This is a genomic window from Alkalimonas amylolytica (assembly GCF_900107845.1).
GTDB classification, from domain to species: domain Bacteria; phylum Pseudomonadota; class Gammaproteobacteria; order Enterobacterales; family Alteromonadaceae; genus Alkalimonas; species Alkalimonas amylolytica.
The window spans coordinates 441,143-466,653 of sequence record NZ_FNRM01000003.1 but is presented as its reverse complement, the minus strand read 5'-3'; the positions used below and the strand labels follow the sequence as shown (position 1 = coordinate 466,653).

Here is a 25,511-nt window from a genome sequence, read left to right as displayed (position 1 = left end):
TATGGCAAATAAGCAGTTGGAGTTACTAGTAAAAGTACAGCTAGAGCGAGAAGAGAAGCTGCAAGCCAACTTTGTGCAGGCGCTGCAATTTACCCGCCAAGCAGAGCAAAAATATCAGGGCTTGGCCGACTATCGAACGGATTACATCCAACAAAGCCAACAACAAGGCAGCCTCGGCTTGCAAAGCCGGCAGTACAATCAATTTGTTAGCTTTATCGCTAAGCTGGATTTAGCTTTGCAGCAACAAGCCCAGCAAATTCAACAAGCGCATGCCGTGATGGAGCAGCGTCGTCAGCAATGGTTGGCGATGCAAAAAAAACGCAAAGCATTGGAGTACTTGCTAGAGCAACAAAAGCAGCAAGCCATGAAAAAAGCAGCCCGTACTGAGCAATTGCTGCAGGATGAGGTGGCTATGCAGCAGTTTGTCCGTCGGCAGCAACCCCATTAAATCATCTTTTCCTGAACATTCTGGCCTGGATTTTGAATAACCTAATCAGACTTGAACGATCCCAATCAATCTAAGCTGTGAGGAGAAGACGCATGGCGGATGCATTACAGATGTTCTTAATGACGGGCAGCCCCTTACAGCTTGGTGCCGGCACTGCGACTAAAGCCGATGATGCAGAAGCGCCGTTGAACTCTGAAACCCTGCCTTTTGCAGCCCAATTGGCTGAAGCTGGTGAGCAGCCAGTTGTTCTGACGGAACGGCAAAAAGCTGCCGCTTCCTCGGTGCAAGAAAGCATGTCGCCAGAGCCAGTCAACCCAGAATCATTGCAAGCTATCATCACGGATGAGCAAAGCTCTGCCGATGATAAAGATGCTGCCAGGGCCTGGCTTGCCATCATTCGGGCCGGCCAGCAGGAGAGCGCCAGCATTACCGTGACAGCAGCATCGGTCAAGCAAGGGCGGGCGTTTTTGGCCGAAGCCCAGGGCGATAAAGAAGAGCGTCCAAACCAGCTTGGGTCTTCCGCGCTGCTTACTGCATCCGCGCAATCAACGATGGCAACCGAGTCAGACGTGGATAAAGCGAGTATTCGCCTGGATGTCAAAGTAGACGTCAGCAAAGCGTCGAATAAAAGCGAGACAGCGGCTGTAGATGAGAGCGCACAAGAGGTGCATGCTTCTGCCAGGAAAGCTAAAAGCAAAACGGTAACGGATAAGCAGCTTTTGGCTGTGCAAACTGGTGAATTGGCTACAGAAAAATCAGCCGTAAGCAATGACAACAAAGCAGATGCTCCAAAGGGCTCACTGGTTCAGGCCGTCGGTCAAAGCACTGAAGCGCAAGTGCGTAAAACAGCCAGCCAAGATGTCGCGACAGACGATGTGCTGGAGACGGAGGTTGAGCCGTCTGAGAAAGTGCTGCCGGCTGATATAACAAAACAATGGGCGGCTGAGGCAGCTTCGCAACCAGCAAAACCTAAAGAATCCAGAGTCGATGGCGTTCCAGCGAGCAAGCCCGATCCTGTCGACGAGCAGTCGGATGACAACCAACCACAGTTGCTGCAAGATTCGATAGAGTTGACTGCTTCGCCTGTACCGACCAAGGTAGCACTCGCCGATGCAGGTACTCAGCCGCAGACGCTGGCAGGGGCAGTGCAAGCCCGGGCTGAAGCCAGGGGCAGTGTGGTGCAGCCTGATACTCAATCAGGGCAGCAAAAGTCAGGCGAGCAAAAAGAACAAAGTGCTGCTCATACTGCTTTCAGTGCTATGCAGCAAGCTCAGGCGGAGCATGAGCAGGCAAGTGGGGGGCGGTTCGATGCGGCCATGACACAAGAACATGCGGCTATTGAGCATAGCCAGCAGCGTACTCAAAATAGCAACCAGTTCGCTAGCAGTCAGGGACTAACCGGACAAAACACCTCATCGCCGGCAACGGCTGCAAGCACAGCGCAAATGGTACAAAGCCAGGGCAGTGCCTCGGTACAGACGACCAGCGTAACGCCTAGTGTTAGTGAGTTATTGAAACAGCCTTTGAACCTGCTGACATCGGATGCGCCAGGGCAGCTGCGAGAGCGGTTAGTGATGATGGTGCGCAATTCGGTCCATAGCGCTGAGATCAAGCTGGATCCAGCGGAACTCGGTAGCATGCATATCCGAGTCAGTATGCAGCAGGACCAGGCCAGCGTGCAGTTTTTAGTGCAACAAGCTCATGCCAAAGAAATTTTGGAAGAACAATTACCAAAGCTGCGCGATATGCTGGGTGAGCAGGGCATAGAGTTGACGGATGGACAAGTGTCGCAACAACAATCCGGTCAGCAGCAACAAAATGCAGGCGGCAATGGCAAGATGAATGATGAAGAGGATCTGATGCAAGAGCAGCGTTTACCGGTCGCTAAGCCCACCAATCGCTTAGTGGATTATTATGCCTAGGCCGGTTTTTGCACGGCTGCTGATTGCGATCCAGCCAACCAGCGTTCACAATAGCAAACAACTGAGCAAGAATGAGGTCTGGCATGGCGGATGATAATGAACTGAAACTAGCGGAAGGCAGTGGCAAAAAGAAGCTGCTAATCATGATAGGAGCATCGGTTGCTCTTTTGCTTATCGCTGTGGTTGCCGTGCTGTTCTTTTTTTCATCGGACGATAGCATACCCTCAGCAAGCGGCCCCGGGGCAGCCACCAGTGCGGATGGGACACCGGCAGCACCAACTGGGACGGCTTATTACGTCCCTTTGCCCAGGCCCTTTATTTTTAATGTACCGGGCAGTACCCGGGATCGTTTGGTACAAATCCGGGTGCAACTGTTGGTGCGTGGCAGCAACAACGATACGTTGGCTAAGCGGCACATTCCGCTGATTGAAGGTACGTTGCTGCAAACCTTTAGCAGTGCCAATGCCGATGATTTAGTGACAGCGGCCGGTAAAGAGAGTTTACGCAATAAAGCTTTGAGCGATTTACAGCAAGAGCTGTTGAAAGTCACCGGGACAGTGGTGGTGGAAGAAGTCCTTTTCACCGGTTTTGTGATGCAATAAAAGGGTAGCGCCGTGACGGACTTATTGTCACAAGATGAAATTGATGCCTTATTACACGGTGTTGATGACATTGAAGAAGAAGAAATCGACGACGGTGGTGATGGCCCCGGTCGGTCTGCAACCGAATACGACTTTTCCTCTCAGGACAGGATCGTACGTGGTCGCATGCCAACCCTGGAGTTGGTGAACGAACGCTTTGCCCGTCATATGCGTATCAGCTTGTTCAATATGATGCGCCGCTCGGCAGAAGTGTCGATTAATGGCGTGCAGATGATTAAGTTTGGTGAGTACGTCCATACCCTCTTTGTGCCAACCAGCTTGAATATGGTGCGTTTCCGTCCACTGAAAGGTACTGGTCTGATTACCATGGAGGCTCGGCTGGTTTTTATTCTGGTGGATAATTTCTTCGGTGGCGATGGCCGTTATCATGCAAAAATTGAAGGCCGGGAATTTACGCCGACCGAGCGTCGTATTATCCAGATGCTGCTTAAATTGATTTTTGAGGATTACAAAGAAGCTTGGGCGCCGGTGATGGATGTGTCCTTTGAGTACCTGGACTCGGAAGTCAACCCGGCCATGGCCAACATTGTCAGCCCGACTGAAGTGGTGGTGATCAGCTCTTTTCATATCGAGTTGGATGGAGGCGGTGGTGATTTCCATGTTGCCCTGCCTTATTCGATGCTGGAGCCTATCCGGGAATTACTGGACGCTGGTGTACAAAGTGATAAAGAAGATACGGATCTGCGCTGGAGTAAGGCCATGCGCGATGAAATCATGGATGTTGAAGTGGATCTGACCACCAAGATGCTGGATGTAGATCTAACACTAAAAGAAGTGATGGAGCTCAAAGCGGGTGATATTATTCCGGTTGAGTTGCCGGATCATATTACCGTGCTGATTGAAGATCTGCCGACGTACCGTGCGAAGTTGGGGCGCTCCCGTGACAATGTAGCGTTGAAAATTATCGAGAAAATTAAACGACCGGAGTCGGTCAAGTCTGAATTGCATGTCTTTACCAAAGGCGGCCGCAGGCTGGATAGTGACGCCGATATTTCCGAACTGGAAGCCGATCTGAATTTGGCGGCACGCAAAGAGGATTAAACAAATGGCTGATGATAAAGAAACCATGGATGATTGGGCTGCTGCCATGGCAGAAGCCGAAGGAACCGATGGTGCTACTGCGGTGGAGCTGGATGAGTTAAAAGAAGATACGCCGCCAGCCGGCGAGGATAAGCTAAAACTCGATACTATTTTGGATATTCCTGTCACCATCTCGATGGAGGTGGGACGATCCAAAATCAGCATTCGTAACCTGCTGCAATTGAATCAGGGCTCTGTGGTCGAGTTGGAGCGGGTGGCTGGCGAGCCGTTGGATGTTTTGGTCAACGGCACCTTAATTGCGCATGGTGAGGTGGTGGTAGTCAACGACAAGTTTGGTATCCGGTTGACCGATGTGATCAGCCAGATTGAACGCATCAAGAAGTTGCGTTAATGCGGTTCGTTTTTATCCATACACTTTGGCTTTCCCTGCTGCTCAGTGCTGCACTGCTGGCTGTTGAACCCGAGCCTGGATCCGAAACTGAGGTTGAGGTAGTCGCCGCGCAGCTTGAGGCTGTTACAGCTGAACAGCCTCTGCAAGAGCCCGTGCTGGAAGCCATCGAGCCAGTATCCGCGAAAGAAGCGACCAGTTCGCCGTACCGCTTTGGTCAAGACAGAGCCGGTGGTGATCAGACGTTGAGCCGAGCTGGTGCTAGCTCAGGTTTATCGCTTGGCAAAATCGTCATTTCTCTGGCATTCGTGATCCTTCTGGTGTTAATGCTTGGGTGGGCTTTCAAAAAATTGACACTGCGGATCCCCGGCAGTCAACATATGAAGGTTATTAGCACCATTCCCCTTGGACCTAAGGAAAGGTTGTTAGTGATTGAAATACAAGGGAAACAGCGGGTTCTTGGGGTGACCTCCCAGCAGATTAATTTCTTGTTTGAGCTCAACGAACCCTTGCCGGAAGAAAAGTTGGCATCAGAATTTCATAGTCAGTTGCAATCGTGGTTGAAAAAGTAAAAATGAACTATGTTGCGACTTATTCTGGTGCTACTGGCATGTGGTCTTAGCCCTGCAGTTTTCGCTGATGTTGGCACCTTGCAAGCCATCAGCGTCACCACCAACCCAGACGGCTCTCAAGAATACAGTGTAACGCTGCAAGTTCTGGCCATCATGACCGCCCTGAGCTTTATTCCGGCTATGGTGATCATGATGACCAGCTTTACCCGCATCATTGTGGTGCTGGCCATACTAAGGCAGGCCATCGGTCTGCAGCAGTCCCCCTCCAACCAGGTACTGATTGGCATCGCTTTGTTCCTCACTTTTTTCATTATGGCGCCTGTCTTTAATGAAATTAACCAGCAGGCTTTACAGCCTTACCTTGCTGAAGAAAAAACCTCATTGGAAGCCGTAGAGTTGGCCATCGTTCCTATTAAAGAGTTCATGCTGCATCAAACCAGGCTGCGCGATTTGGATACTTTTGCCAGCATCGCTGGTGTCGAGGAGGTGGATAATCTAATGGACTTGCCGATCACGGTGATCATTCCGGCTTTTATTACCAGTGAACTGAAAACGGCCTTTCAAATTGGTTTTATGTTGTTTATTCCATTTTTAATCATTGACTTGGTGGTGGCCAGTGTCTTGATGGCCATGGGTATGATGATGTTGTCGCCGATGATCATTTCTCTGCCTTTTAAATTGATGATGTTTGTGCTGGTCGATGGTTGGATCCTGGTGATGGGAACCATGGCCACCAGCTTTGGATTGGGGACTTAGCATGAGCCCAGAAGTCTTCGTTGATGTGTTACGTGATGCACTTTACATTGTGATCTTGCTGGTGAGCGCCATTATTTTGCCATCCTTGTTTGTTGGTTTGATTGTGGCGGTTTTTCAAGCCGCCACCTCCATCAACGAGCAAACCTTAAGCTTTTTACCGCGTTTGATTGTCACCATACTGGCATTGATTTTTGGTGGCCACTGGTTGACCCGAGTGATCATGGACTTTACCGAAGGTTTAATCCTCAGTATTCCATCCGTGGTTGGTTGAGCGAGGGCGGTTATGGAATTTCACCTAAACCTCATCATGCAAACTCTGGCAGATTTTTTGCTGCCCATGGCCAGGGTAAGCGGTGTGTTCATGATTATGGCTGGTTTAGGTACCCGTAACGTACCGATGCGTATTCGCGTACTGCTGATTGTCTCTTTAACGTTCATGATTATGCCAGTGATCCCGCCGGTACCTAACCCGGAGCTGATGTCGTTTCAGATGGTACTGCAGGTGATGCAGCAGGTCACGATAGGGTTTGCCATAGGCTTTATGACATTAATTTTTATCAATACCTTTGTGGTTGCAGGTCAGGTGCTGGCGACCCAAAGTGGTTTGGCGTTTGCGTCTATGGTGGATCCAGCCAGTGGGATCAGCGTGCCGGCCATTGGTCAGTTTTATTTGATCCTGGCGACCTTGCTGTTTTTTATTTTTGATGGCCATCTTATCACCATTCAAATGCTGGTGATGAGTTTCGATACGCTGCCAATTGTTGATGCCTGGTGGTCGCGCTTGCAAATCTGGCCGATTATTGAGTTTGCCGGCTGGATGTTTGCTACGGCTTTATCCATTACCTTGGCACCGATCATTGCCATGTTGGTGGTGAATCTGTCATTTGGCATCATGACACGGGCAGCGCCTCAGCTGAATATCTTTGCCATCGGCTTCCCCATTACCATGTTATCCGGCTTACTGATCCTCTGGCTAACGATGGATACTTTCCTCATTCATTACGATATTCAGTGGCAATTGACACTGGATTACACCTGCCGCGTCATTGGCTGTTAAGGAGCATGCATGGCTGAAAGCTCAAGTGGCGGTGAAAAGACCGAACAACCCACCCCCAAAAAAATTGCCGATGCCCGCAAGAAAGGCCAAATCGCTCGTTCGCAAGACTTAGGTACTGCTTTTGTTTTAATCAGCAGTGCTACTGCCTTGCTGCTATTTGGACCCATGCTTGCTGGACGTATCATGTTAATTGGTAAGCGCTTATTTAATTTGCAGCCGAAAGATGTGTTTGACACTCAGTCGATGTTCTCAGCCTGGGGCGAAATTATGCAGCTATTACTTCCGCCTATGTTGTTTATTTTCGCTTTTGTGCTGGTGGCTGCTTTTATTGGTAATTGCTTACTGGGCGGCTTTAACTTTAGCTGGGAGGCCGCTGGTCCAAAAGCCAGTAAAATGAATCCGCTGAATGGTTTTAAGCGAATGTTTGGATTGCAGGCGCTGGTACAGCTGGGTAAAAGCATTTTAAAGGTGCTGGTGGTTATGGGGATGGCGATTGGTCTGCTCAGCTTGTTTTTCCGGGACATTATGACCTTGTCGGTCATGAGTGCACCAAACAACATTGAGGATGCGCTGTGGATCCTTGGTTGGATGTTCTTTGGCTTGTGCTGCAGCGTGATTATCATCGCCCTGGTGGATGCGCCTTATCAGGCCTGGAAACACAATAAAGAGCTGATGATGACGCTGCAGGAGGTAAAAGACGAGCACAAAAACATGGAAGGTGATCCCAGAGTTAAAGCGCGGATCCGCCGTACCCAGATGCAGATGTCGATGAAGCGGATGATGCAGGAGGTGCCTTCAGCCGATGTGATTGTAACCAACCCAACCCACTACTCAGTGGCACTGCGTTACAAGCAAGGTCGGGATAGGGCACCTGTGGTGGTCGCCAAAGGCATCGATATGATTGCCATGCAGATTCGTAAAATTGCCAAAGAACACAAAGTGCCTTTGGTGGAATCACCTGCCTTGGCACGTGCTATCTATTACACCACTGAGTTGGATCACCCGATCCCGGATGCACTTTTCTCCGCCGTAGCTCAGGTGCTGGCCTATGTCTATCAGTTGAACCTTTTTGTGAAGGGACGTGGCAAACGGCCACAAAAGCTGAGCAAAGAGCTGCCTATCCCCAGCGATTACTATTACGATTAACTGTTTTCCAGGCAATTATCCATAGGATTCATCACTTCTCGACAAGTTGGAGCAATTTTTGCTTTTGTCCTGCTAGCGCCAAAATTTTGTTGGAACAAGCATGCAGTTAGCCAGTTATTTCAATCGATTCGATCGCACCAAGATGAGCCACCTGAAAGGTTTGGGCACGCCATTTTTAATTATGGCTGCTCTGTCGATGGTGGTGCTGCCTTTACCGCCTTTTTTGCTGGATGTGTTGTTTTCATTCAATATTGCGCTCGCTCTGGTCGTATTATTGGTGACCATTTATACCTTGAGACCACTGGATTTTGGCATTTTCCCGACCGTATTGCTGGTGGCTACTATCATGCGACTGGCTCTGAACGTGGCCAGTACCCGGGTGGTATTGTTGGATGGTCACGAGGGGGGGGATGCGGCCGGTAAAGTGATTGAGGCTTTTGGCTCGGTGGTCATAGGTGGTAACTACGCGGTTGGTTTAGTGGTGTTTTTGATCCTGATTATCATCAACTTTGTGGTAATCACAAAAGGTGCCGGCCGTATCGCTGAAGTAACCGCCCGCTTTACCTTGGATGCAATGCCCGGTAAACAAATGGCCATCGATGCTGATTTGAATGCAGGTCTACTGACGCAGGAAGAAGCCAGCGCTCGGCGAGATGAAGTGACGCAGGAAGCTGATTTCTATGGTTCGATGGATGGTGCCAGTAAGTTTGTAAAAGGCGATGCCATTGCTGGCATTGTGATCCTGGCCATTAACCTGGTTGGTGGTCTTTTTATCGGTATGATTCAGCATGGCCTGAGTTTTGGCCAAGCGGTAGAGGTTTATACCCTACTCACCATTGGTGATGGCCTGGTAGCGCAAATCCCGGCACTGTTGTTATCCATCGGTACAGCCATCATCATTACCCGTCAAAATCGCTCAGAAGATATGGGCAAACAGTTTACCGGTCAGCTGGCCAATATTCGGGTGCTTTTTATTGCGGCTGGCGTGCTGTTACTGATGGGGATTGTGCCTGGTATGCCACACTTTTCATTTATTTCATTGGCACTGCTGATTGGTGGTGTTGCCTTTTTCATGCAGCGCAAAGAGCAGCAAAAAGTGGCTGAGCTGGTGACCCGGGGACCAGAGCCAGATAGTCGCCAGGAAACACAACCCATGAAAGAGATTGGCTGGGATGATGTGCAACCGGTCGATACCATTGGGTTGGAAGTGGGCTACCGCTTGATCCCCTTAGTCGATAAGTCGCAGGGTGGTGAGCTGTTAACCCGTATTAAAGGCGTACGGAAAAAGCTATCACAAGAACTGGGCTTTCTGATCCCTGCGGTACATATTCGCGACAACCTTGATTTGGAGCCGAACAGTTACCGGGTGTCTTTGATGGGGGTCACTACTGGTGAGTCTGAACTGCGGCATGATCATGAGCTGGCCATCAATCCTGGTCAGGTGTTTGGCACTGTCAAAGGCATTGCTACCCGGGATCCGGCCTTTGGCCTGGAGGCGGTCTGGATTGCCAAAGATCAGCGCGAACATGCGCAAACCCTGGGGTATACCGTGGTTGATGCGGCTACCGTGGTCGCCACCCATCTGAGCCAAATTCTGACCAACAATGCTGCCAGCTTGCTGGGGCACGAAGAAGTACAGAACTTACTGGATATGCTGGCCCGCACTTCGCCCAAGCTGGTTGAAGGCTTGGTGCCAGAAACCCTGCCTCTGACGACCGTAGTAAAAGTACTGCAAAACCTGCTGAATGAAGGGGTGCCAATTCGCGATATGAAAACCCTGGTGCAAACCTTGGTGGAGTATGGAGCCAAAAGTCAGGATGTCGATGTATTGACCGCGGCTTGCCGCATTGCGCTGCGCCGGCTGATTGTTCAGGAAATTGCAGGGAGCCAGCAAGAGCTGCCGGTTATCACCTTTGCGCCAGAGCTGGAGCAGATGCTGCATCAATCCATGCAGGCTGCTGGTAATGATGGCGGTGGCATTGAGCCGGGGCTGGCCGAACGTATCCAGCAATCGTTGCAGGATGCCAGCCAGAATCAGGAACTGAATGGCGAGTCCGCCATTTTACTAACGTCAAGTATTTTACGCTCTGTGATGGCACGATTTGTGAAGTACACCATACCAGGGTTACGAGTTCTGTCCTACCAGGAAATCCCGGATGACAAACAAATCCGTATTGTCAGTGTGGTAGGCCAGGCCAATTAGGAGATAGCCGATGAAAATTAAACGCTTTGTTGCCAAAGATATGCGCGCTGCGCTGGATGAGGTCAAAGAGTTCCTGGGTCCAGACGCCATTATCATGTCGAATAAAAAAGTCGCTGGTGGGGTGGAAATTGTCGCGGCTATCGATCCGGATGCCCAGCCGGCAGCGGCTGCAGCGCCTAAAAAAGCCATGGATACCAGCAGTGCTACTGTCTCTGCGCTGGCGGCTCGTCAAAGTGCTTTGCAGCAAAAAATGCGCACTGAGCCGCCCGTCGATGACGAGGCCGATTCGCTGCGTGCCTTGTTAGCCCGGCAGATGAGCAAGCAAGGTGGTCAGGGAGACTCGGTGAAAGCGGCGCCTGCAGCCAAGTCAGCGCGGCAGGAGAACCGGACTGAGCGTCAAAACAATGGCGCTCAGCACTCTGTCAACTTACAGGAGCTCAGTCAGCTCCAGGAAAAGCAACAGCAGCAATTGCAGTCGGAGTTTGCGGCCATGCGTAATGAGATGTTGTCGATGCGGCAGTTGCTTCAGCACCAGGTTTCCGGCTTGATGTGGCAAGAGCTGGCCCGAGCTGAGCCGGTCAGGGCTCTGGTGATTGAGCAGATGAAACAAATGGGGTTATCGTCAGCGATGGCCGATCAACTGGCGTGCTTTATGCCAGAAGATATTTCTGAAAGTCAAGCCTGGGAAACTGCCCTGGAACTGTTAGCTGGCCAGCTTAATACAGGTAATAATGATATTATGCGTCAAGGTGGTGTGGTGGCTCTGGTCGGTCCAACCGGGGTTGGAAAAACCACCACTGTAGCTAAGTTGGCTGCGCAGTATGCCCGTAAGCACGGCCCGGACCAGGTAGCTTTAATTACCACCGACACTTTTCGCATTGGTGCTTTGGATCAACTCTCGACTTTTGGTCGCATTATCGGTTGCCCGGTGCGTCAGGCCAAAGACAGTGAAGAGTTGGCTTTATTGCTGAAACAATTCGCCAATCGGAGCCTGGTATTGATTGATACGGCTGGAATGAGTCAGCGCGATCTGCGTCTGGCAGAAAAACTTGCCGCTCTGGTGCAGGATTCTCTTGTAAAAATAAAGAGCTATTTGGTATTGTCTGCTACAGCACAGGCTAGGGTGATGCAAGAGAGCGTTGAGCACTTCAAACGAATTCCTTTATCAGGTTGTATTTTTACCAAACTTGATGAATGCTTAAGCTTAGGTGAAGTCATTAATGCTGCGCTACAAAATGCCTTGCCGGTATGCTATTTGACCAATGGTCAACGCGTACCAGAGGATATTCGTATTGCCCGGGCCGATGACATCGTAGCGCAAGCTGAAAAGTTACGCATCGCATACAGTAGTACGGCTTATCAATGGGAATCCTCCATTGGCCGCCGAGCGGAAGGGGCCTATGCATAGTCATGAGCACATCGACGATCAGGCCGCAGGTCTGAGGACAATGAAAACGAACATGGTCAAAGTTATCGCAATTACCGGTGGTAAAGGCGGCGTTGGCAAGACCAATGTCTCACTCAATCTTGCTATTGCCATGGCACAGCTGGGCAAGCGCGTTATGGTGTTGGATGCCGATTTAGGCTTAGCCAACTGCGATGTTATGCTGGGACTTCGGGTGCACAAGAATTTGTCGCATGTGCTCTCCGGTGAAGCAGAACTGGATGATATTCTGATCGAAGGACCAGCCGGCATCAAAATTATTCCTGCCACATCAGGCTCACAGAATATGACCGAATTAAGCCCGGCAGAGCATGCGGGCTTAATTCGTGCTTTCAGTGAAATGAAAACCCGGGTTGATATCCTGCTGATTGATACGGCTGCGGGTATATCTGATATGGTCATGAGCTTCTCCAGGGCATCACAGGATGTTCTGGTGGTGGTGTGTGATGAACCTTCCTCCATCACCGATGCCTATGCCCTGATGAAAATACTCAGTCGCGACCACGAGGTGCAACGCTTTAAAATCATCGCCAATATGGTGCGTAGTTTGCGCGAAGGTCAGGAGCTCTTTGCCAAATTGACCCGGGTTACCGATCGCTTTTTGGATGTCAACCTGGAGTTAGTGGCAACCATTCCTTATGATGAAAATGTCCGTAAAGCCGCACGAAAGCAGCGGGCTTTTGTGGAAGCCTTTCCAAAAACCGGAGCCAGTCTGGCGGTCAAGTCTCTGGCCATGAAAGTGGTGAAATGGCCAGCCCCAGCGGGTGCCTCTGGTCATCTTGAGTTTTTTCTAGAGCAATTGGTCCAGCAACCCGATAAAACCCAGCGAGGTTTAGCGTGAATGCGAAATTGTCTGCTTATGGTGCAGCGGATCAATTAAACCAACTGATTGAGCGCCATGCCCCTCTGGTTAAACGCATTGCCTACCACTTGCTTGCACGGCTGCCGGCCAGTGTACAAGTCGATGACTTGATACAGTCCGGCATGATTGGCTTGATGGAAGCTGCGAAGAATTTTGATGGTAGCAAAGGGGCTAGTTTTGAAACCTTTGCTGGTATCCGCATTCGTGGTGCTATGTTGGACGAAATGCGCCGCGGTGACTGGACACCACGCTCGGTTCATCGTAATGCCCGCTTAATCGCTGAGACCATTGCGGAATTGGAAGCAGAGCTTGGCAGAGATGTTAAAGATATAGAAGTTGCTGAAAAACTTGATATATCCTTAGATGAGTACCATCATATGCTGAGTGATGTTAGTTGCGGCCGGATCCTGGGAATTGAGGATTTGGGCGTTTCGGACGATGTACTGGCAACAGCCGATGAGCGGGAAACCGATCAGTTGTATGAAACGCAGGCGAATGCAGCGTTTCAACACAGTCTGATGGAGACCATCAGCAATTTGCCCGAGCGGGAAGCATTAGTACTATCACTGTATTACAATGATGAGCTAAACTTGAAAGAGATCGGAGCCGTACTGAATGTCAGTGAGTCCCGGGTCAGTCAAATCCATAGTCAGGCGCTGGTTCGTTTAAAGTCCAGAATGCAGGATTGGTTGTAATTAATAGTTATTGAACATGTCCGATAACGATTTTCTCAGCGGAGGGGATTTTGGATAAGAACATGAAAATTCTGGTGGTAGATGATTTCTCCACTATGCGTCGAATTATTAAAAACTTGCTTAGAGATCTTGGTTTTACCAATGTTTCTGAAGCAGATGACGGCAGCACGGCATTACCAATGCTGCAAAGCGGTGATTTCGACTTCGTGGTGACCGACTGGAACATGCCTGGCATGCAGGGCATTGACTTACTTCGGGCAATACGTGCCGATGATAAGTTAAAGCACATTCCAGTGCTGATGGTAACTGCAGAAGCCAAGAAAGAACAAATCATTGCCGCGGCTCAGGCCGGTGTAAATGGCTATATTGTCAAGCCGTTTACTGCAGCAACCTTGCAAGAAAAGTTATCCAAAGTGTTTGAAAGGATTGGATAATCTGACGCAGACAAGGGAGTAATGCAATGTCCGCACTCACAGCACCATCCATTTCATTGGAGCAGGCCAAAGAGCTGGTTCAGTTACTTGAGATGGGTGAAAATGAAGCGGCTAATCAACTGGTACAGCAGATTGCCGTACCAGGCTCCGCAGAGCTTTTTTCTGAAGTCGGGAAGCTGACTCGTCAACTGCATGATTCGCTGAAGAACTTCCAACTGGATCCATCGCTCAATAACTTACTGGAAGAAGATATTCCAGATGCTAAAAAGCGTTTGAATCACGTGATTGACATGACCGAACAGGCTGCGAATAAAACCATGGATGCGGTGGAGTCCTGTTTGCCCATAGCCGACCAATTGGGTCAAAACCTGCAAAGTATATTACCGGACTGGCAGCGTTTAATGACTCGTGATTTAAAAGTCGGTGAGTTTAAATCTCTGTGTCACAATCTGAATGGCTTTCTCGATCAGGCCAATGCTGATGCTGGCACTTTAAATAGCTTATTAACTGAAGTGCTGATGGCACAGGACTATCAGGATCTCACCGGGCAAATTCTGCGGCGGGTGATTGAGTTGGTCCGTGAAGTTGAAGATAGTCTGATTGGCTTGCTGACTGCCTTTGGAGAAAGCAACCCGGATTTACTGCCAGACACATCCAAACCACCAAAAGTGAAGAAACCGAAAGCGGCTGCAGAAGCCGAAGGCCCAATCATCGATGCCGAAGGTCGTGATGATGTGGTTACTGGGCAGGATGACGTGGATGATCTTTTGTCGAGTTTAGGGTTTTAAGAGGTGGCCAAGCATGAGCTTTGATATGGATGAAGACATTCTACAGGACTTTCTGGTGGAAGCCGGGGAAATCCTGGAGCTGTTGCAAGAGCAACTGGTTGAGTTGGAAAACAACCCTGAAGACTCTAATTTGCTTAATGCGATCTTCAGAGGTTTTCATACCGTCAAAGGGGGTGCTGGTTTCCTATCGCTGACCGAATTAGTGGATGCCTGCCACGGCGCAGAAAACGTCTTTGACATCCTTCGTACTGGCAAGCGTCAGGTCACACCTGAGCTAATGGATGTTATTCTGCAGTCGTTAGATACTGTGAATGCGATGTTTGTAGAGGTGCAAAACCGGCAACCTTTGACTCCGGCCGATCCGGCACTGCTTGATGCCTTGCATCGGCTTAGTGAGCCGGATGACGGCAGCAGTGCGCCAGTGGTTGCTCCTGTTGCTGCTACAGCTGCACCAGAGCCCGAGCCAGTTGCATCTGCAACGGATACTTCTGATAGCATTGATGACATTGATGAAGATGAATTCGAACGCTTGCTGGATGAGCTGCACGGCGGTAAAGCGCCTGGCCAAAGCAGTGCACCAAGCCAGTCTATGGTTGACCCGGACTTGCAAGGTGATATGACCGATGAAGAGTTCGAAGCTATTTTAGATCAATTGCATGGCAAAGGCAGCTTCAGGGCGGAGGCAGAAACACCTGCGGCTGCCTCCAAACCTGCCGCCACTGCGCCAGCTAAGCCTGCTGCAGCGGCTTCTCAGGCAAAAGACGATGAAATCACCGACGATGAATTTGAGTCTTTGTTGGATGAATTGCATGGTAAAGGTAAATCGCCTCAGCCAGCAGCACAAGCAAGTGCACCGGTTGAGCGCAAGCCTGCTCCTAAGGTACCTGAACAAGCTGCAACGGCGCCAGCTTCAAGCGCCGTAGCTCCTGCAGCAACTAAACCAGCAACTGCCGCTCCCGCTGCGCCGCCAGCAGCTCAGCCTGAAACCACGGTGCGGGTGGATACCAAGCGTCTTGATGAAATTATGAATATGGTGGGTGAGCTGGTATTGGTCCGCAACCGCTTGGTGAGCCTGGCGACCAGCACCAAAGATGAGGAGATGGGTAAGGCCATCGCCAACCTCGATGTGGTTACGGCCGATATCCAGGGTGCAGTGATGAAAACCCGGATGCAACCCATTAAAAAGGTGTTTGGCCGCTTCCCCCGGGTCGTTCGCGATCTGGCTCGGTCATTAAAGAAAGATATTACGCTGGAACTTGAAGGCGAAGAGACTGATCTGGATAAAAACCTGGTAGAGGCCTTAGCGGATCCTTTGGTGCATTTGGTGCGTAATTCGGTAGATCATGGCATTGAGATGCCTGATGTGCGCCAAGCTGCAGGCAAAGATCGCACAGGGAAAGTCAAACTGGCGGCGGAGCAAGCGGGTGATCATATTTTGCTGACCATCGAGGATGATGGGGCAGGGATGGACCCAGAAAAATTAAAAGGCATTGCTATCAAGCGCGGTATTCTGGATGTAGATGCGGCTGCTCGCATGTCCGATACTGAGGCGTTCAACCTCATTTTTGCACCGGGTTTTTCGACCAAAGAGCAAATCTCGGATATTTCCGGTCGCGGTGTTGGCATGGATGTGGTGAAAACCAAAATCACCCAGCTCAATGGCAGTGTGCATATCAACTCCCAGCTCGGTAAAGGCACCTTACTTGAAATTAAAGTACCGCTAACTCTGGCGATTTTACCAACACTGATGGTGGTCGTTGGTAAACAGACGTTCGCCTTACCGCTTGGTACCATTGATGAAATTGTGCAGCTTGACCTGGCAAAAACCAATAATGTCGATGGCCAGTTGACCATCATCGTACGTGATAAAGCCATTCCATTGTTTTATCTCGAACATTGGCTGGTGAAAGGATCCAGCAAAACAGTGCGACGTGAGCAAGGCCATGTTGTAATTTTGCAATTAGGTACGCAAAAAATAGGCTTTGTTGTTGATTCGCTGATAGGTCAGGAAGAAGTTGTTATTAAGCCGCTGGATAACTTGTTGCAAGGTACACCCGGCATGGCTGGGGCAACTATTACATCCGATGGTGGCATTGCACTTATTCTGGATGTCCCGAGCTTACTCAAACATTACGCCAGAAAGTCGAAAATAAAACTTGAGCGATTTGCTAAAACTGCAAGCTAAAGCGAGTATTCAATGGCTATAAAAGTTCTGGTGGTAGATGATTCCAGCTTTTTTCGTCGCCGCTTAACCGAAATCCTAAATGCCGATGCTGAGCTGGACGTTATTGATACCGCAAATAATGGCCAGCAAGCAGTTGAAAAGGCGATAGCGCTCAAGCCTGATGTCATCACCATGGACATCGAAATGCCGGTGATGGATGGTATCACCGCTGTTCGTGAAATTATGAAGCAACAGCGGATCCCAATTCTGATGTTTTCTTCGTTGACTCACGAAGGTGCTAAAGCCACATTGGATGCATTGGATGCGGGGGCAGTAGACTTTTTACCAAAAAAGTTTGAAGACATAGCCAGAGATAAAGACGATGCTATTGCACTGCTCCGTCAGCGGGTGAAAGCTGTTGCCCGTCGCTTACCGGGTCGTCCTGTGGCGACTGCACGTCCGGCTTTAACTCGAAGTGGTTTTGAACGGCCTAAATTAGCCGAGCGCTTAAAGGACACTTCGCCGGTAAGCCGGCCTGCAACTTCAGCACCTTTCAAAGCCAGTGGCAAGGACTATAAATTACTTGCGATTGGGACCTCGACCGGCGGCCCTGTTGCTTTGCAAAAAATTATTACCGAATTACCTGCTAACTTCCCTCTTCCGATCGTGTTAATTCAGCATATGCCAGCTGCTTTTACCGGTGCTTTTGCTACCCGTTTGAATGGGTTGGCTAAAATTTCTGTCAAAGAAGCCGAAGACAATGATGTACTCAAGCCTGGTGTGGCTTATTTGGCACCCGGCGGAAAACAAATGCTGATAGAAGGTAAAGCTGATCAGGCAAGGCTTCGAATCAAAGAGGATGATTCGCCACGCATTACCTTCAAACCCAGTGTGGACATAACTTTCGGCAGCGCTGCCAGAGTGTACAGAGATCAGGTGTTAGCTGTCATTTTAACCGGTATGGGCTCGGATGGACGTGAAGGCGCCCGTTTATTAAAACAATATGGTTCTCGTATTTGGGCTCAGGATGAGGCCAGCTGTGTCGTCTATGGTATGCCTCAGGCTGTTGCGGCTGCCGGATTAATGGATGCCGAAGTCAGCTTGGCAGATACAGCCAGCAAACTTATAGCTGAAGTGATGCATGGATAAACTTGCGCTGATTGGTTTTTTTGTCGCCATCGTCGGTGTGGTGGGTGGCTTTGCTCTGGAAGGTGGGTCGATTTTCACCTTATTGCACCTGCCAGCTTTTATTATTGTGGTGGGTGGCACGCTAGGTGCTGTAATGGTACAAACGCCCTTCTCCCAGTTCAAGCTGGGCTTGCAGATACTGCCTTGGGTGGTTCGGGGACATAGCTTGCCGACCAACAGCATGGTTGATCGAATGATTGAGTGGAGCAATGCGGCTCGAGCCAGTGGTTTCCTGGCGTTGGAAAACACCGCTTTGGAAGAAGACGACCCCTTTGTTCATCGCGGTTTAAATCTGCTGGTGGATGGCGTGGATCCAAAGGTGTTGCAGGATACGCTGGATGCCGAACTGACGTTGGAGCGTGAGCGACTCCTGCGTGGTGCTAAGATTTTTGAAGCGATGGGTGGTTATAGCCCGACCATTGGTATTGTTGGCGCAGTACTAGGCTTAATTCAGGCGATGGCGAATATTACCGATCCCGAAATGCTTGGCCTTGGGATTGCCACAGCCTTTGTGGCTACCATTTACGGTGTTGGCTTTGCCAACCTGATTTTTATACCGGTTGGTAATAAACTAAAAAACCTGGTGCATCAACACACCTTGCATCATGAAATGATCATCGAAGGGCTCATTTCGATTGCGCATGGTGAAAACCCGCGCACCATTGAACGCAAACTCAACGCCTATCGTGCGGGGTAGCTAGCAGCATGTACCGGCATAAGAACAAACACCAGAAAGTTGAAGGCGAAGAGCTGGATCGCTGGTTGGTTTCCTATGCCGATTACATGACATTGATGTTTGCCCTCTTTGTGGTGCTGTATGCCATGTCCATCGTGAAGGACGAAGAGTATCGGGCTTTATCGGATACGCTCACCAAAATTTTTGAGCGGCCGGATCGCACTGGCACAGGGGTGGAAGGGACCTCTGTGTTGCCAGAGCCAGGCCCACAAAGCGATTTTGATTTGTTTGGTGCTTCGCTGGAACCGGCGAAAGGCCCTGACTTGGTGGCGGATGCAACGGATTTATCCGAAGTGACCGAGCGCTTACTAGGTTCGCCACTGAGTTCGCTGGAAGCCGAGTTAAATGAAGCTCTGGCGCATCTGATGGAGCAAGGTTTGGCCAAAGTGGAACAGGATGAGAACTGGCTGACTATTGAACTGAACAGTGGTTTATTGTTTCCTAGTGGCAGCGCTACAGCTACTTTATCGGCGCAGGCCGTACTGGATGAAATCGCTGGTATTATTGTGCCCATCAACAACTTTATCCGGGTTCGTGGCTATACTGATAATGTGCCGATTAACAATGAGCTTTTCGCCTCCAATTGGGAATTATCTGTTGCCCGTGCGACATCCGTATTGAGATTGTTAGAGGCTTTGGCCGTTGCACCGCAACGCATGGCGATTGAAGGCTATGGTGAGTTTTATCCGACGGCGGATAATACCACTGCAGACGGACGGGCTGAAAACCGACGTGTGGTGATCGCGATTTCAAAGTATGGTTATCGCGCAGACGATGCGGCTATCGATATGTCTGAAGCGCCGCCTGAAATACCGGCTGAGGTCATTCAGCAACTGGAGAATATTACGCAGGAGGATGGCAGTATTCGGGTGATTCGCTTGCCTGGTGGCGGTATTCGCATCACTACCCGCGACGAAGAGCCACCTCCGGCATCGCCTCAACAGCAGGAACCTTAATGTGGTTGTTTGGACAATAGCAAATCAGAAAGGTGGCGTTGGTAAAACCACTACCACCGTAACTTTAGGAGCCTTGTTGGCGGAGCGCGGCCAGCGGGTATTGTTGGTTGATATCGATCCCCATGCTTCCATGACCTACTATTTTGGCATCGATGCCGAAGAGCTCGAGGTCAGTGTTTACGATATTTTTATGCGAGGTAAAGACATCACCCGGGAAGAGATTTTGCAATCGCTCTGTCCCAGTGGTGTAGATAATCTGGACATATTACCTTCATCGATGGCACTGGCGACGCTTGACCGCTCCCTGGGCAATAAAAACGGCATGGGTTTAATCTTAAGAAAGGGCTTAAGTAAGTTAAGTAAAGATTACGATTACATCCTGTTGGATTGTCCGCCTGTGATGGGCGTATTGATGGTCAATGCTTTAGCTGCCAGTGATCGGGTCTTAATCCCGGTGCAAACGGAGTTTTTGGCGATAAAAGGGCTGGAGCGAATGATTGCGACCATGGGCTTGATGCGTCAGTCGCAGCAAAAAGATTATAGTTTTACCATTATTCCAACCATGTACGATAAGCGTACCAAAGCATCGCTTGAAGCCTATAAGGAGCTAAAAGCCAAGTACCAGGATAAAGTCTGGTCGGCTGTTGTGCCGGTCGATACCAAGTTTCGTGACGCCAGTCTGGCACAAACACCACCACCTGTGTTTGCCCCACGCTCGCGAGGTGTCTTTGCCTACAATACGTTACTAAGTTATCTGCTGCAGTTGCCTGCGGAGAGCGGCCATGTCTGATCGATACAGCAGTCAGAAGGTGATGCAGCATTATCTGAGCGCCTTACTGACCGATGATGAAATTCAGCCTGCGGTTGTCCGGGAAGAGCCAGAGGTTAAAAAGAAGCTCGAGTCTTTATTGGCGAAAGTGACGACCACCAAGGTTGCAGCAGAGCCTGCTCCTGTCGTTGCGAAAGAAACGAAGCCGCTGGCACCGCCAAAACTTGATAGTACTGAATTAGAACAAGCTGTCGTTAGCCGCAAATCACAACCTGGGTTTACAGCGGATAGTGTTCGCTCGGATAAGGCCTACCGCAAGGGTGACTTTCAGGCATTGTTTTTTAGTGTGGCAGGTCTTACCGTCGCGCTGCCATTAAAGGAGCTAGGTGGGATCCATAAATTAACGGCGATCAACACCATGCCTGGCAAGCCAGCCTGGTTTAAAGGTGTGATGTTGCAGCGGGAACAGAAAATCAATGTGGTGGATACTGGTCTTTGGGTGATGCCAGAAAAATTTGATAGGCAGCAAGCTGAATCGCATCAGTATCAGTATGTTATAATGTTAAGCAATACTGCTTGGGGCTTGGCTTGTGATAAATTGGTCAACACAGTGACTTTATCGCAGGATGAGGTAAAGTGGCGAGAGTCAACAGGGAAAAGGCCTTGGCTTGCCGGGCTGATAAAACAACACATGTGTGCTTTACTGGATGTGGATGCTTTGATTAACATGCTTAAGCAAGGTCAAAGCAGTGAGCACTAAGCTAAATACAACGGCCTGGTAGCCGTTGATGAGGAGCTGGAATGAGCAATGTAGCGAATCAGAGCGCAAAAAACAGTGACAAGGGTGATGAGGTCCTGCAATGGGTCACCTTTAAGTTGCAGGATGAGACTTATGGCATCAATGTGATGCAGGTGCAAGAAGTATTGCGCTATACCGAAATTGCGCCTGTGCCTGGCTCTCCGGATTACGTGATGGGCATCATAAATCTGCGTGGTAATGTCGTCACGGTCATTGATACCCGAACGCGTTTTGGCTTAAATGGCGCTGAAGTGACTGATAACACCCGTATTGTGATTATTGAAGCGGATAAGCAGGTGATAGGCATTTTGGTCGATAGCGTGGCTGAAGTGGTCTATTTGAAAGCTTCTGAAATTGATACGGCACCCAATGTGGGTAATGATGAAAGCGCCAAGTTTATTCAGGGCGTTACCAATCGGGATGGCGAGTTGCTGATTTTGGTGGATTTAAACAAGCTTCTGACGGATGAAGAGTGGGATGAAATCAGCTCTCTGTAGTAGGATAGCAGCATGCTGATTGGGTGGCTGTTTGCATTAAGCCTGCTGGTTGCCTGGTTGCTGTGGCGCAGTCTGCAGCACAGCTCTGAGCTGCTTGCCCGCTCAGATCAGCGCTTGTTGCAGCAAGACAGTACGGACGATAATCAGCAAGAGCTTCGCCTTCTCAGGGCGGAGCTTGCGGAGCTTCGCTCAGGTGTGATTGGTGTTGGCCAGCGTGTGCTTGAGCTTGAGTCTCAACTGCAAAGTCAGCAGCAACTGCTGACAGAGCAAGCGGAGCAACTGCAGGCGGTGCAGTTGATTGAACCCGAGTCTAAAATTTACAGCCGGGCCATGAAAATGGTGCAGTTAGGTGCGGATTTGGAAGAAATAATGCGCGAGTGTGAGCTGCCAAGGGCGGAAGCTGAGCTGCTGTTTAATTTACACCAGCAAAAATCCTAGGTTTTTAAATCGATGCGCTGATGAATGTTGTGCCATTTGTCGGGAAATTTGCCTTGCAGTACGTACGAAAAGGCAATCAACTCAGCAATAATCAGATACAACTCAGTCGGTATACTCTCGCCGAGTTCAAGACCAGTTAACAGCTTACTGAGCTCTTCATCTTCATGCACCAGAATGCCATGTTCTTTGGCAATGCTAAGGATATCTTCCGCCAGTTCCCCATGACCTTTGGCAACCACTTTCGGAGCGGATTTGCCGTCGTATTTAAGCGCGGTAGCTGACTTTGGCTTTTTCATCAGAAGCTCCTCAGGCCTGAACCTTAATTAAGCTACTTTGTCTGGTAAACAAAGTGCCAGGAACTACCCCGAGCTGGCACTGCGCCTGTTCAACCTCTATTCCCTGAGCGGTCAAGCGCTCGGTTAACAAAGGCAAGAATTGCTCAGCCAGTGTCTGCGCCTTAATTTGCTCACTGTAAATCTGCAGATTCAGACGGTTTTCCTGCAGCCGGGCTTTTGCCATTAATTTACCTAGCTCCAGCAAATCAAAATGCATGGTCAGTTGCCAGATTTTTGCGCTGTTTTCACCAGCAGACTCAGCCGATTCCTCCCGCTGCTCTATTTTTACCTGAAGTTGACTGCTTTGCTGCTCCAGCTGGATCGGTAGTTGTAACAGAAACTGGCTGGGCTGCTGTTGCTGTAATTCGGCACTCGCCAGCTGGCTTTGTTGCATGGCGCCACTGTGGCTGGCCAGTTGACGCAACAACTGGCTGGCACTTTGTGCATCCAGTTGTTGCAGCAATGGGATGAGCCGTTGAGCAAGTGGACTCTGATTTGCAGCGGGTGGTTGCTGACTGAGCCTGCCGAGCAACAGCTGAATGGCGATTGCCAGGGTGCCTGCAGCACTGCCAGCCAGTTGGCTTGGCATCTGCAAAGGATTGAACTGCAATACGGCTTGCAACTGTTGCTGTACCTGTGCGGTTTGTAAAACCTGTTGACCACCAGGCAGTTGTTGACGCAATTGTTGCAGTACTTGCTGCAAGGGCTGTGGGAGTTCTGGCAGACTAGCCAGGCGAGCTGGGCTGTCGGGCAATAACGGCAGTAATGCACGCCAGCCCTGATCCAGCAATGTTTTCGGTTCATTGCCAGCAAGGTTGGTTGTACTTGGCTGGGCACTGGTTGACGCACCGACGGGGGCTTGCCATTGAATAGGTCGATTGAAAGCTTCAGTCGATACGGTCACTTTATGGCTGGCTTGTTGCTTGCTTTGAAAGTGCAATTGCCAGTGTTGCATCTCCTGCTGCAAGCTGATTTGATAGCTACCAGAAGGCAATCGTACCTGCGGCAGCGGCAACATCAGTGCACCCATTTGCAGGTATTGCTGTTGTAGGCGTGCTGGCACCGCTTGACCTTGTAAGCTGTCTGCAAGTCGTTGCAACAATTGTTGTTGCAGTTGCGTCGGCAGGGTGAGTTGCTGGTATTGCAAGCGCTGCGGTGTCGCTGTGGTGCTGTGATTTTCTTTGAGGTTTGTGTTTGCAACCTGACTGAGCTGGGCTGCGGCACCACTGTTCGTAACCTTGGCGGTGCTAACTGGTTTGACTTCGATAAACAAGCTGGGCTCCTGGCCGGTGCCAAGACTAATGCTGGCCTGAAGCCTGGCCTGAGGAAACTGTGTTATTAGAGATTGTATAGTGCGATGCAAGGTTTCTGGCAGATGAAGCAGAGTTCCTTGTGGTAAACGGATCTGACTTTGCTGCGAGTTGGTTACTAACTCGACAGGAAGTTGGGTGGCGGTACTGGTTGTGATGCCCTGTGCGCCCACTTTACTGCTCGCACCCCAGTTTAAAGCTAAGGTTAATGCTTGTTGCTGATTGAGTGGGAAGCTTTGCATTGCTTCACCTTTGGCTTGCAGCTGCACCTGAACCCGGCCATCCGGCAGTTGCTGAAAGCTGGCTTGCATCGGCGTACCATTGCTGGTTTGAATACTTTTTGGCAGACGGAGTTGCAAAATCCCCTGGCTGGTTGTTAGCTGAAGCAGGCGCGCGCCCTGCACCGGATCGGTTAAGATGACACCAGTGTAGCTCTTGTCTGCTTGCAGTGGCACCGCCGCATTGCTAGTTCGCCCAGTTGCCGTTAGTTGCAGCAATTGCTCAAGTTTGATTGGGTTCATCTTATTTTAATCATTTTTACCATGCTTGTACTGGCCTGATGCGTTCGTATTCCATTAGGAATATGATAAGATCCGCGCAATTTTACCAGGAGGCCATGCAGTGACCAACTTCTTATGCGCCCGCGGCTTAAGTTGTATCCGCCAGGACAGAGTACTGTTCGAAGCGCTGGATCTTGAGTTGTCACCCGGCCAGCTACTGCAAATACAGGGTAAAAACGGCGCTGGTAAAAGCTCATTGTTACGCCTGTTGGCCGGTTTGTCCACTCCGGATGACGGGAACATTCTGTTTTGCGGCCAGCCCCTCGCTTTACAGGCCGAGCAGTATGCCGCTTCTTTATGTTATATCGGCCATCAGAGCGGTATTCATGAGCACCTGACAGCGGTGGAGAATATTGCTTTTTGGCGTGCGGCTTATCAACTGCCATTTACCGACAGCATGGACTTGTTAGGTCAGCTGGGCCTGGCTGGTTTGGAAGACATTCCTTGCCGCATGTTGTCGGCAGGTCAGCAACGTCGGGTCTCGCTGGCCAGACTCTGGTTAACCCAGGCTCAACTTTGGATCCTTGACGAGCCCTTTACGGCCTTGGACCAGCAAGCCATCCAGCGCTTACAGCAACGCTTTCATCAGCATCTGGCCGCAGAAGGGGCTATTATCGTGACCACCCATCAAGCACTGAGCCAGGATTTCCCAACGCTCAAAACCCTGGAGCTGGCGTACCGATGGTAGTGACTTTTTTACGCCGTGAACTGGTGCTGCTGGGGCGCCAAAAAGCTGATTGGCTGAATCCATTGTTGTTTTTTATTATTGTGCTGACCTTGTTTCCATTAGGGGTTGGACCAGAACCGAATCAGTTACGTATAATGGCACCTGGCATTGTCTGGATTGCTGCGCTGCTCAGTGTCTTGCTGGCGGCCGAACGCTTGTTTCGGGATGATTACCGCAACGGTGTGATTGAACAGCTGGTCGCGTCCAGGCAGGGGTTGATGGCTTTTGTGCTGGCCAAAGCCGCAGCGAACTGGTTAAGTACCGGCTTGCCTTTGGTGCTAATATCGCCGGTGGTGGCGATGTTGCTTGGGGTGGAAGCCCCAGCTTTTGTTGCGATGATGCTTACTTTGCTGCTGGGCACGCCCTTGCTGAGTATTTTGAGTGTGCTGGGTGCAGCGCTGACGATGTCTGCCGATAAAGGCGGCATTTTACTGGCCCTGTTGATATTACCGCTGTATATCCCACTGCTTATTTTTGCCAGTGCGGCGATCGAGGCAGCCAGCATGGGGCTGCCCTACAGTGGACAACTTGCTATTCTGGTCGCCATGTTGTTATTGGCGTTGGCTTTGGTGCCGCTGGCTGTCGCCAGTGCGTTACGGATAAATGTGAGTTAG

General features: G+C 50.2%; 28 protein-coding genes. 26 read left to right on the top strand and 2 right to left on the bottom strand.

All coding sequences use genetic code 11. From position 1 onward, the window contains the following. The first annotated feature begins 1 nt into the window (after position 1). From fliJ to BLW37_RS08350, 24 genes are all read left to right on the top strand, one after another. Entirely contained in the window at positions 2-448 is a 447-nt protein-coding gene (gene fliJ, locus BLW37_RS08465) for a flagellar export protein FliJ (protein ID WP_091341835.1), read from the top strand. Between the two features lie 92 nt (positions 449-540). Next, positions 541-2,370: a flagellar hook-length control protein FliK gene (locus BLW37_RS08460; RefSeq protein WP_091341833.1), complete on the top strand. Its 1,830-nt coding sequence runs from the start codon at positions 541-543 to the stop codon at positions 2,368-2,370. Positions 2,371-2,453: 83 nt separating this feature from the next. Beyond that, positions 2,454-2,972 carry a flagellar basal body-associated protein FliL gene (gene fliL, locus BLW37_RS08455; RefSeq protein WP_091341831.1) on the top strand — a complete coding sequence of 173 codons (519 nt, stop codon included), beginning with the start codon at positions 2,454-2,456 and terminating at the stop codon, positions 2,970-2,972. Between the two features lie 12 nt (positions 2,973-2,984). Further along, positions 2,985-4,073, top strand: coding sequence for a flagellar motor switch protein FliM (fliM, locus tag BLW37_RS08450; protein WP_091341830.1), 1,089 nt, complete (start codon positions 2,985-2,987; stop codon positions 4,071-4,073). A gap of 4 nt (positions 4,074-4,077) precedes the next feature. After that, entirely contained in the window at positions 4,078-4,464 is a 387-nt protein-coding gene (gene fliN / locus BLW37_RS08445; RefSeq protein WP_091341828.1) for a flagellar motor switch protein FliN, read from the top strand. A gap of 152 nt (positions 4,465-4,616) precedes the next feature. After that, positions 4,617-5,033 carry a flagellar biosynthetic protein FliO gene (gene fliO, locus BLW37_RS08440; RefSeq protein ID WP_245785661.1) on the top strand — a complete coding sequence of 139 codons (417 nt, stop codon included), beginning with the start codon at positions 4,617-4,619 and terminating at the stop codon, positions 5,031-5,033. A 9-nt stretch (positions 5,034-5,042) separates the two neighbouring features. Then, positions 5,043-5,789: a flagellar type III secretion system pore protein FliP gene (gene fliP / locus BLW37_RS08435; RefSeq protein ID WP_091341825.1), complete on the top strand. Its 747-nt coding sequence runs from the start codon at positions 5,043-5,045 to the stop codon at positions 5,787-5,789. 1 nt (position 5,790) lies between these two features. Beyond that, positions 5,791-6,060 (top strand): flagellar biosynthesis protein FliQ, encoded by a 270-nt coding sequence (gene fliQ / locus BLW37_RS08430; protein WP_091341823.1) that lies wholly within the window; start codon positions 5,791-5,793, stop codon positions 6,058-6,060. 12 nt (positions 6,061-6,072) lie between these two features. Next, on the top strand, positions 6,073-6,846 hold the full coding sequence (gene fliR / locus BLW37_RS08425) for a flagellar biosynthetic protein FliR (RefSeq protein ID WP_091341822.1): 774 nt from the start codon (positions 6,073-6,075) through the stop codon (positions 6,844-6,846). Positions 6,847-6,855: 9 nt separating this feature from the next. Continuing rightward, the gene (flhB, locus tag BLW37_RS08420; RefSeq protein WP_091341820.1) at positions 6,856-7,992 is read left to right on the top strand and encodes a flagellar biosynthesis protein FlhB; all 1,137 of its coding nucleotides are present in this window, start codon (positions 6,856-6,858) and stop codon (positions 7,990-7,992) included. Positions 7,993-8,092: 100 nt separating this feature from the next. Then, on the top strand, positions 8,093-10,195 hold the full coding sequence (gene flhA / locus BLW37_RS08415; protein ID WP_091341819.1) for a flagellar biosynthesis protein FlhA: 2,103 nt from the start codon (positions 8,093-8,095) through the stop codon (positions 10,193-10,195). Positions 10,196-10,205: 10 nt separating this feature from the next. Continuing rightward, positions 10,206-11,603 carry a flagellar biosynthesis GTPase FlhF gene (gene flhF / locus BLW37_RS08410; protein WP_091341817.1) on the top strand — a complete coding sequence of 466 codons (1,398 nt, stop codon included), beginning with the start codon at positions 10,206-10,208 and terminating at the stop codon, positions 11,601-11,603. Continuing rightward, on the top strand, positions 11,596-12,480 hold the full coding sequence (locus BLW37_RS08405) for a MinD/ParA family protein (RefSeq protein WP_091341816.1): 885 nt from the start codon (positions 11,596-11,598) through the stop codon (positions 12,478-12,480). The genes flhF and BLW37_RS08405 overlap by 8 nt, the downstream gene beginning before the upstream one ends. Next, positions 12,477-13,196 (top strand): RNA polymerase sigma factor FliA, encoded by a 720-nt coding sequence (locus tag BLW37_RS08400; protein WP_091341814.1) that lies wholly within the window; start codon positions 12,477-12,479, stop codon positions 13,194-13,196. The genes BLW37_RS08405 and BLW37_RS08400 overlap by 4 nt, the downstream gene beginning before the upstream one ends. A 50-nt stretch (positions 13,197-13,246) precedes the next feature. Beyond that, positions 13,247-13,630, top strand: a complete 384-nt coding sequence (gene cheY / locus BLW37_RS08395) for a chemotaxis response regulator CheY (RefSeq protein ID WP_091341812.1) — start codon at positions 13,247-13,249, stop codon at positions 13,628-13,630. A 26-nt stretch (positions 13,631-13,656) separates the two neighbouring features. Beyond that, a complete protein-coding gene (locus BLW37_RS08390; RefSeq protein WP_091341810.1) occupies positions 13,657-14,418 on the top strand; it encodes a protein phosphatase CheZ in 762 nt (253 codons plus the stop codon). A 13-nt stretch (positions 14,419-14,431) separates the two neighbouring features. Then, entirely contained in the window at positions 14,432-16,603 is a 2,172-nt protein-coding gene (locus BLW37_RS08385; RefSeq protein WP_091341809.1) for a chemotaxis protein CheA, read from the top strand. Between the two features lie 12 nt (positions 16,604-16,615). Then, positions 16,616-17,731: a protein-glutamate methylesterase/protein-glutamine glutaminase gene (locus BLW37_RS08380; RefSeq protein ID WP_091341807.1), complete on the top strand. Its 1,116-nt coding sequence runs from the start codon at positions 16,616-16,618 to the stop codon at positions 17,729-17,731. Next, complete coding sequence (locus tag BLW37_RS08375; protein WP_091341806.1) at positions 17,724-18,467, top strand: flagellar motor protein; 744 nt, start codon at positions 17,724-17,726, stop codon at positions 18,465-18,467. Before BLW37_RS08380 ends, BLW37_RS08375 begins: the two co-directional genes overlap by 8 nt. An 8-nt stretch (positions 18,468-18,475) precedes the next feature. Further along, positions 18,476-19,462, top strand: a complete 987-nt coding sequence (locus BLW37_RS08370; protein WP_091341804.1) for a flagellar motor protein MotB — start codon at positions 18,476-18,478, stop codon at positions 19,460-19,462. Between the two features lies 1 nt (position 19,463). Beyond that, the gene (locus tag BLW37_RS08365; RefSeq protein ID WP_091341802.1) at positions 19,464-20,252 is read left to right on the top strand and encodes a ParA family protein; all 789 of its coding nucleotides are present in this window, start codon (positions 19,464-19,466) and stop codon (positions 20,250-20,252) included. Further along, positions 20,245-20,991, top strand: a complete 747-nt coding sequence (locus tag BLW37_RS08360) for a chemotaxis protein CheW (RefSeq protein WP_091341801.1) — start codon at positions 20,245-20,247, stop codon at positions 20,989-20,991. Before BLW37_RS08365 ends, BLW37_RS08360 begins: the two co-directional genes overlap by 8 nt. Positions 20,992-21,032: 41 nt before the next feature. After that, positions 21,033-21,527: a chemotaxis protein CheW gene (locus BLW37_RS08355; RefSeq protein ID WP_091341799.1), complete on the top strand. Its 495-nt coding sequence runs from the start codon at positions 21,033-21,035 to the stop codon at positions 21,525-21,527. A 12-nt stretch (positions 21,528-21,539) separates the two neighbouring features. Next, a complete protein-coding gene (locus BLW37_RS08350; RefSeq protein ID WP_091341797.1) occupies positions 21,540-21,965 on the top strand; it encodes a DUF2802 domain-containing protein in 426 nt (141 codons plus the stop codon). Here the strand turns inward: BLW37_RS08350 and BLW37_RS08345 are convergent. Together BLW37_RS08345 and fliK are read right to left on the bottom strand one after the other, a co-directional pair. Next, on the bottom strand, positions 21,962-22,261 hold the full coding sequence (locus BLW37_RS08345; RefSeq protein ID WP_091341795.1) for an EscU/YscU/HrcU family type III secretion system export apparatus switch protein: 300 nt from the start codon (positions 22,259-22,261) through the stop codon (positions 21,962-21,964). The genes BLW37_RS08350 and BLW37_RS08345 overlap by 4 nt on opposite strands. A 10-nt stretch (positions 22,262-22,271) precedes the next feature. Further along, complete coding sequence (gene fliK / locus BLW37_RS08340) at positions 22,272-24,131, bottom strand: flagellar hook-length control protein FliK (protein ID WP_091341792.1); 1,860 nt, start codon at positions 24,129-24,131, stop codon at positions 22,272-22,274. Between the two features lie 100 nt (positions 24,132-24,231). Between fliK and ccmA the strand changes: the two genes are divergently transcribed. Beyond that, positions 24,232-24,858: a cytochrome c biogenesis heme-transporting ATPase CcmA gene (gene ccmA, locus BLW37_RS08335; RefSeq protein ID WP_228611484.1), complete on the top strand. Its 627-nt coding sequence runs from the start codon at positions 24,232-24,234 to the stop codon at positions 24,856-24,858. Beyond that, a complete protein-coding gene (gene ccmB / locus BLW37_RS08330; protein WP_091341789.1) occupies positions 24,852-25,511 on the top strand; it encodes a heme exporter protein CcmB in 660 nt (219 codons plus the stop codon). Before ccmA ends, ccmB begins: the two co-directional genes overlap by 7 nt.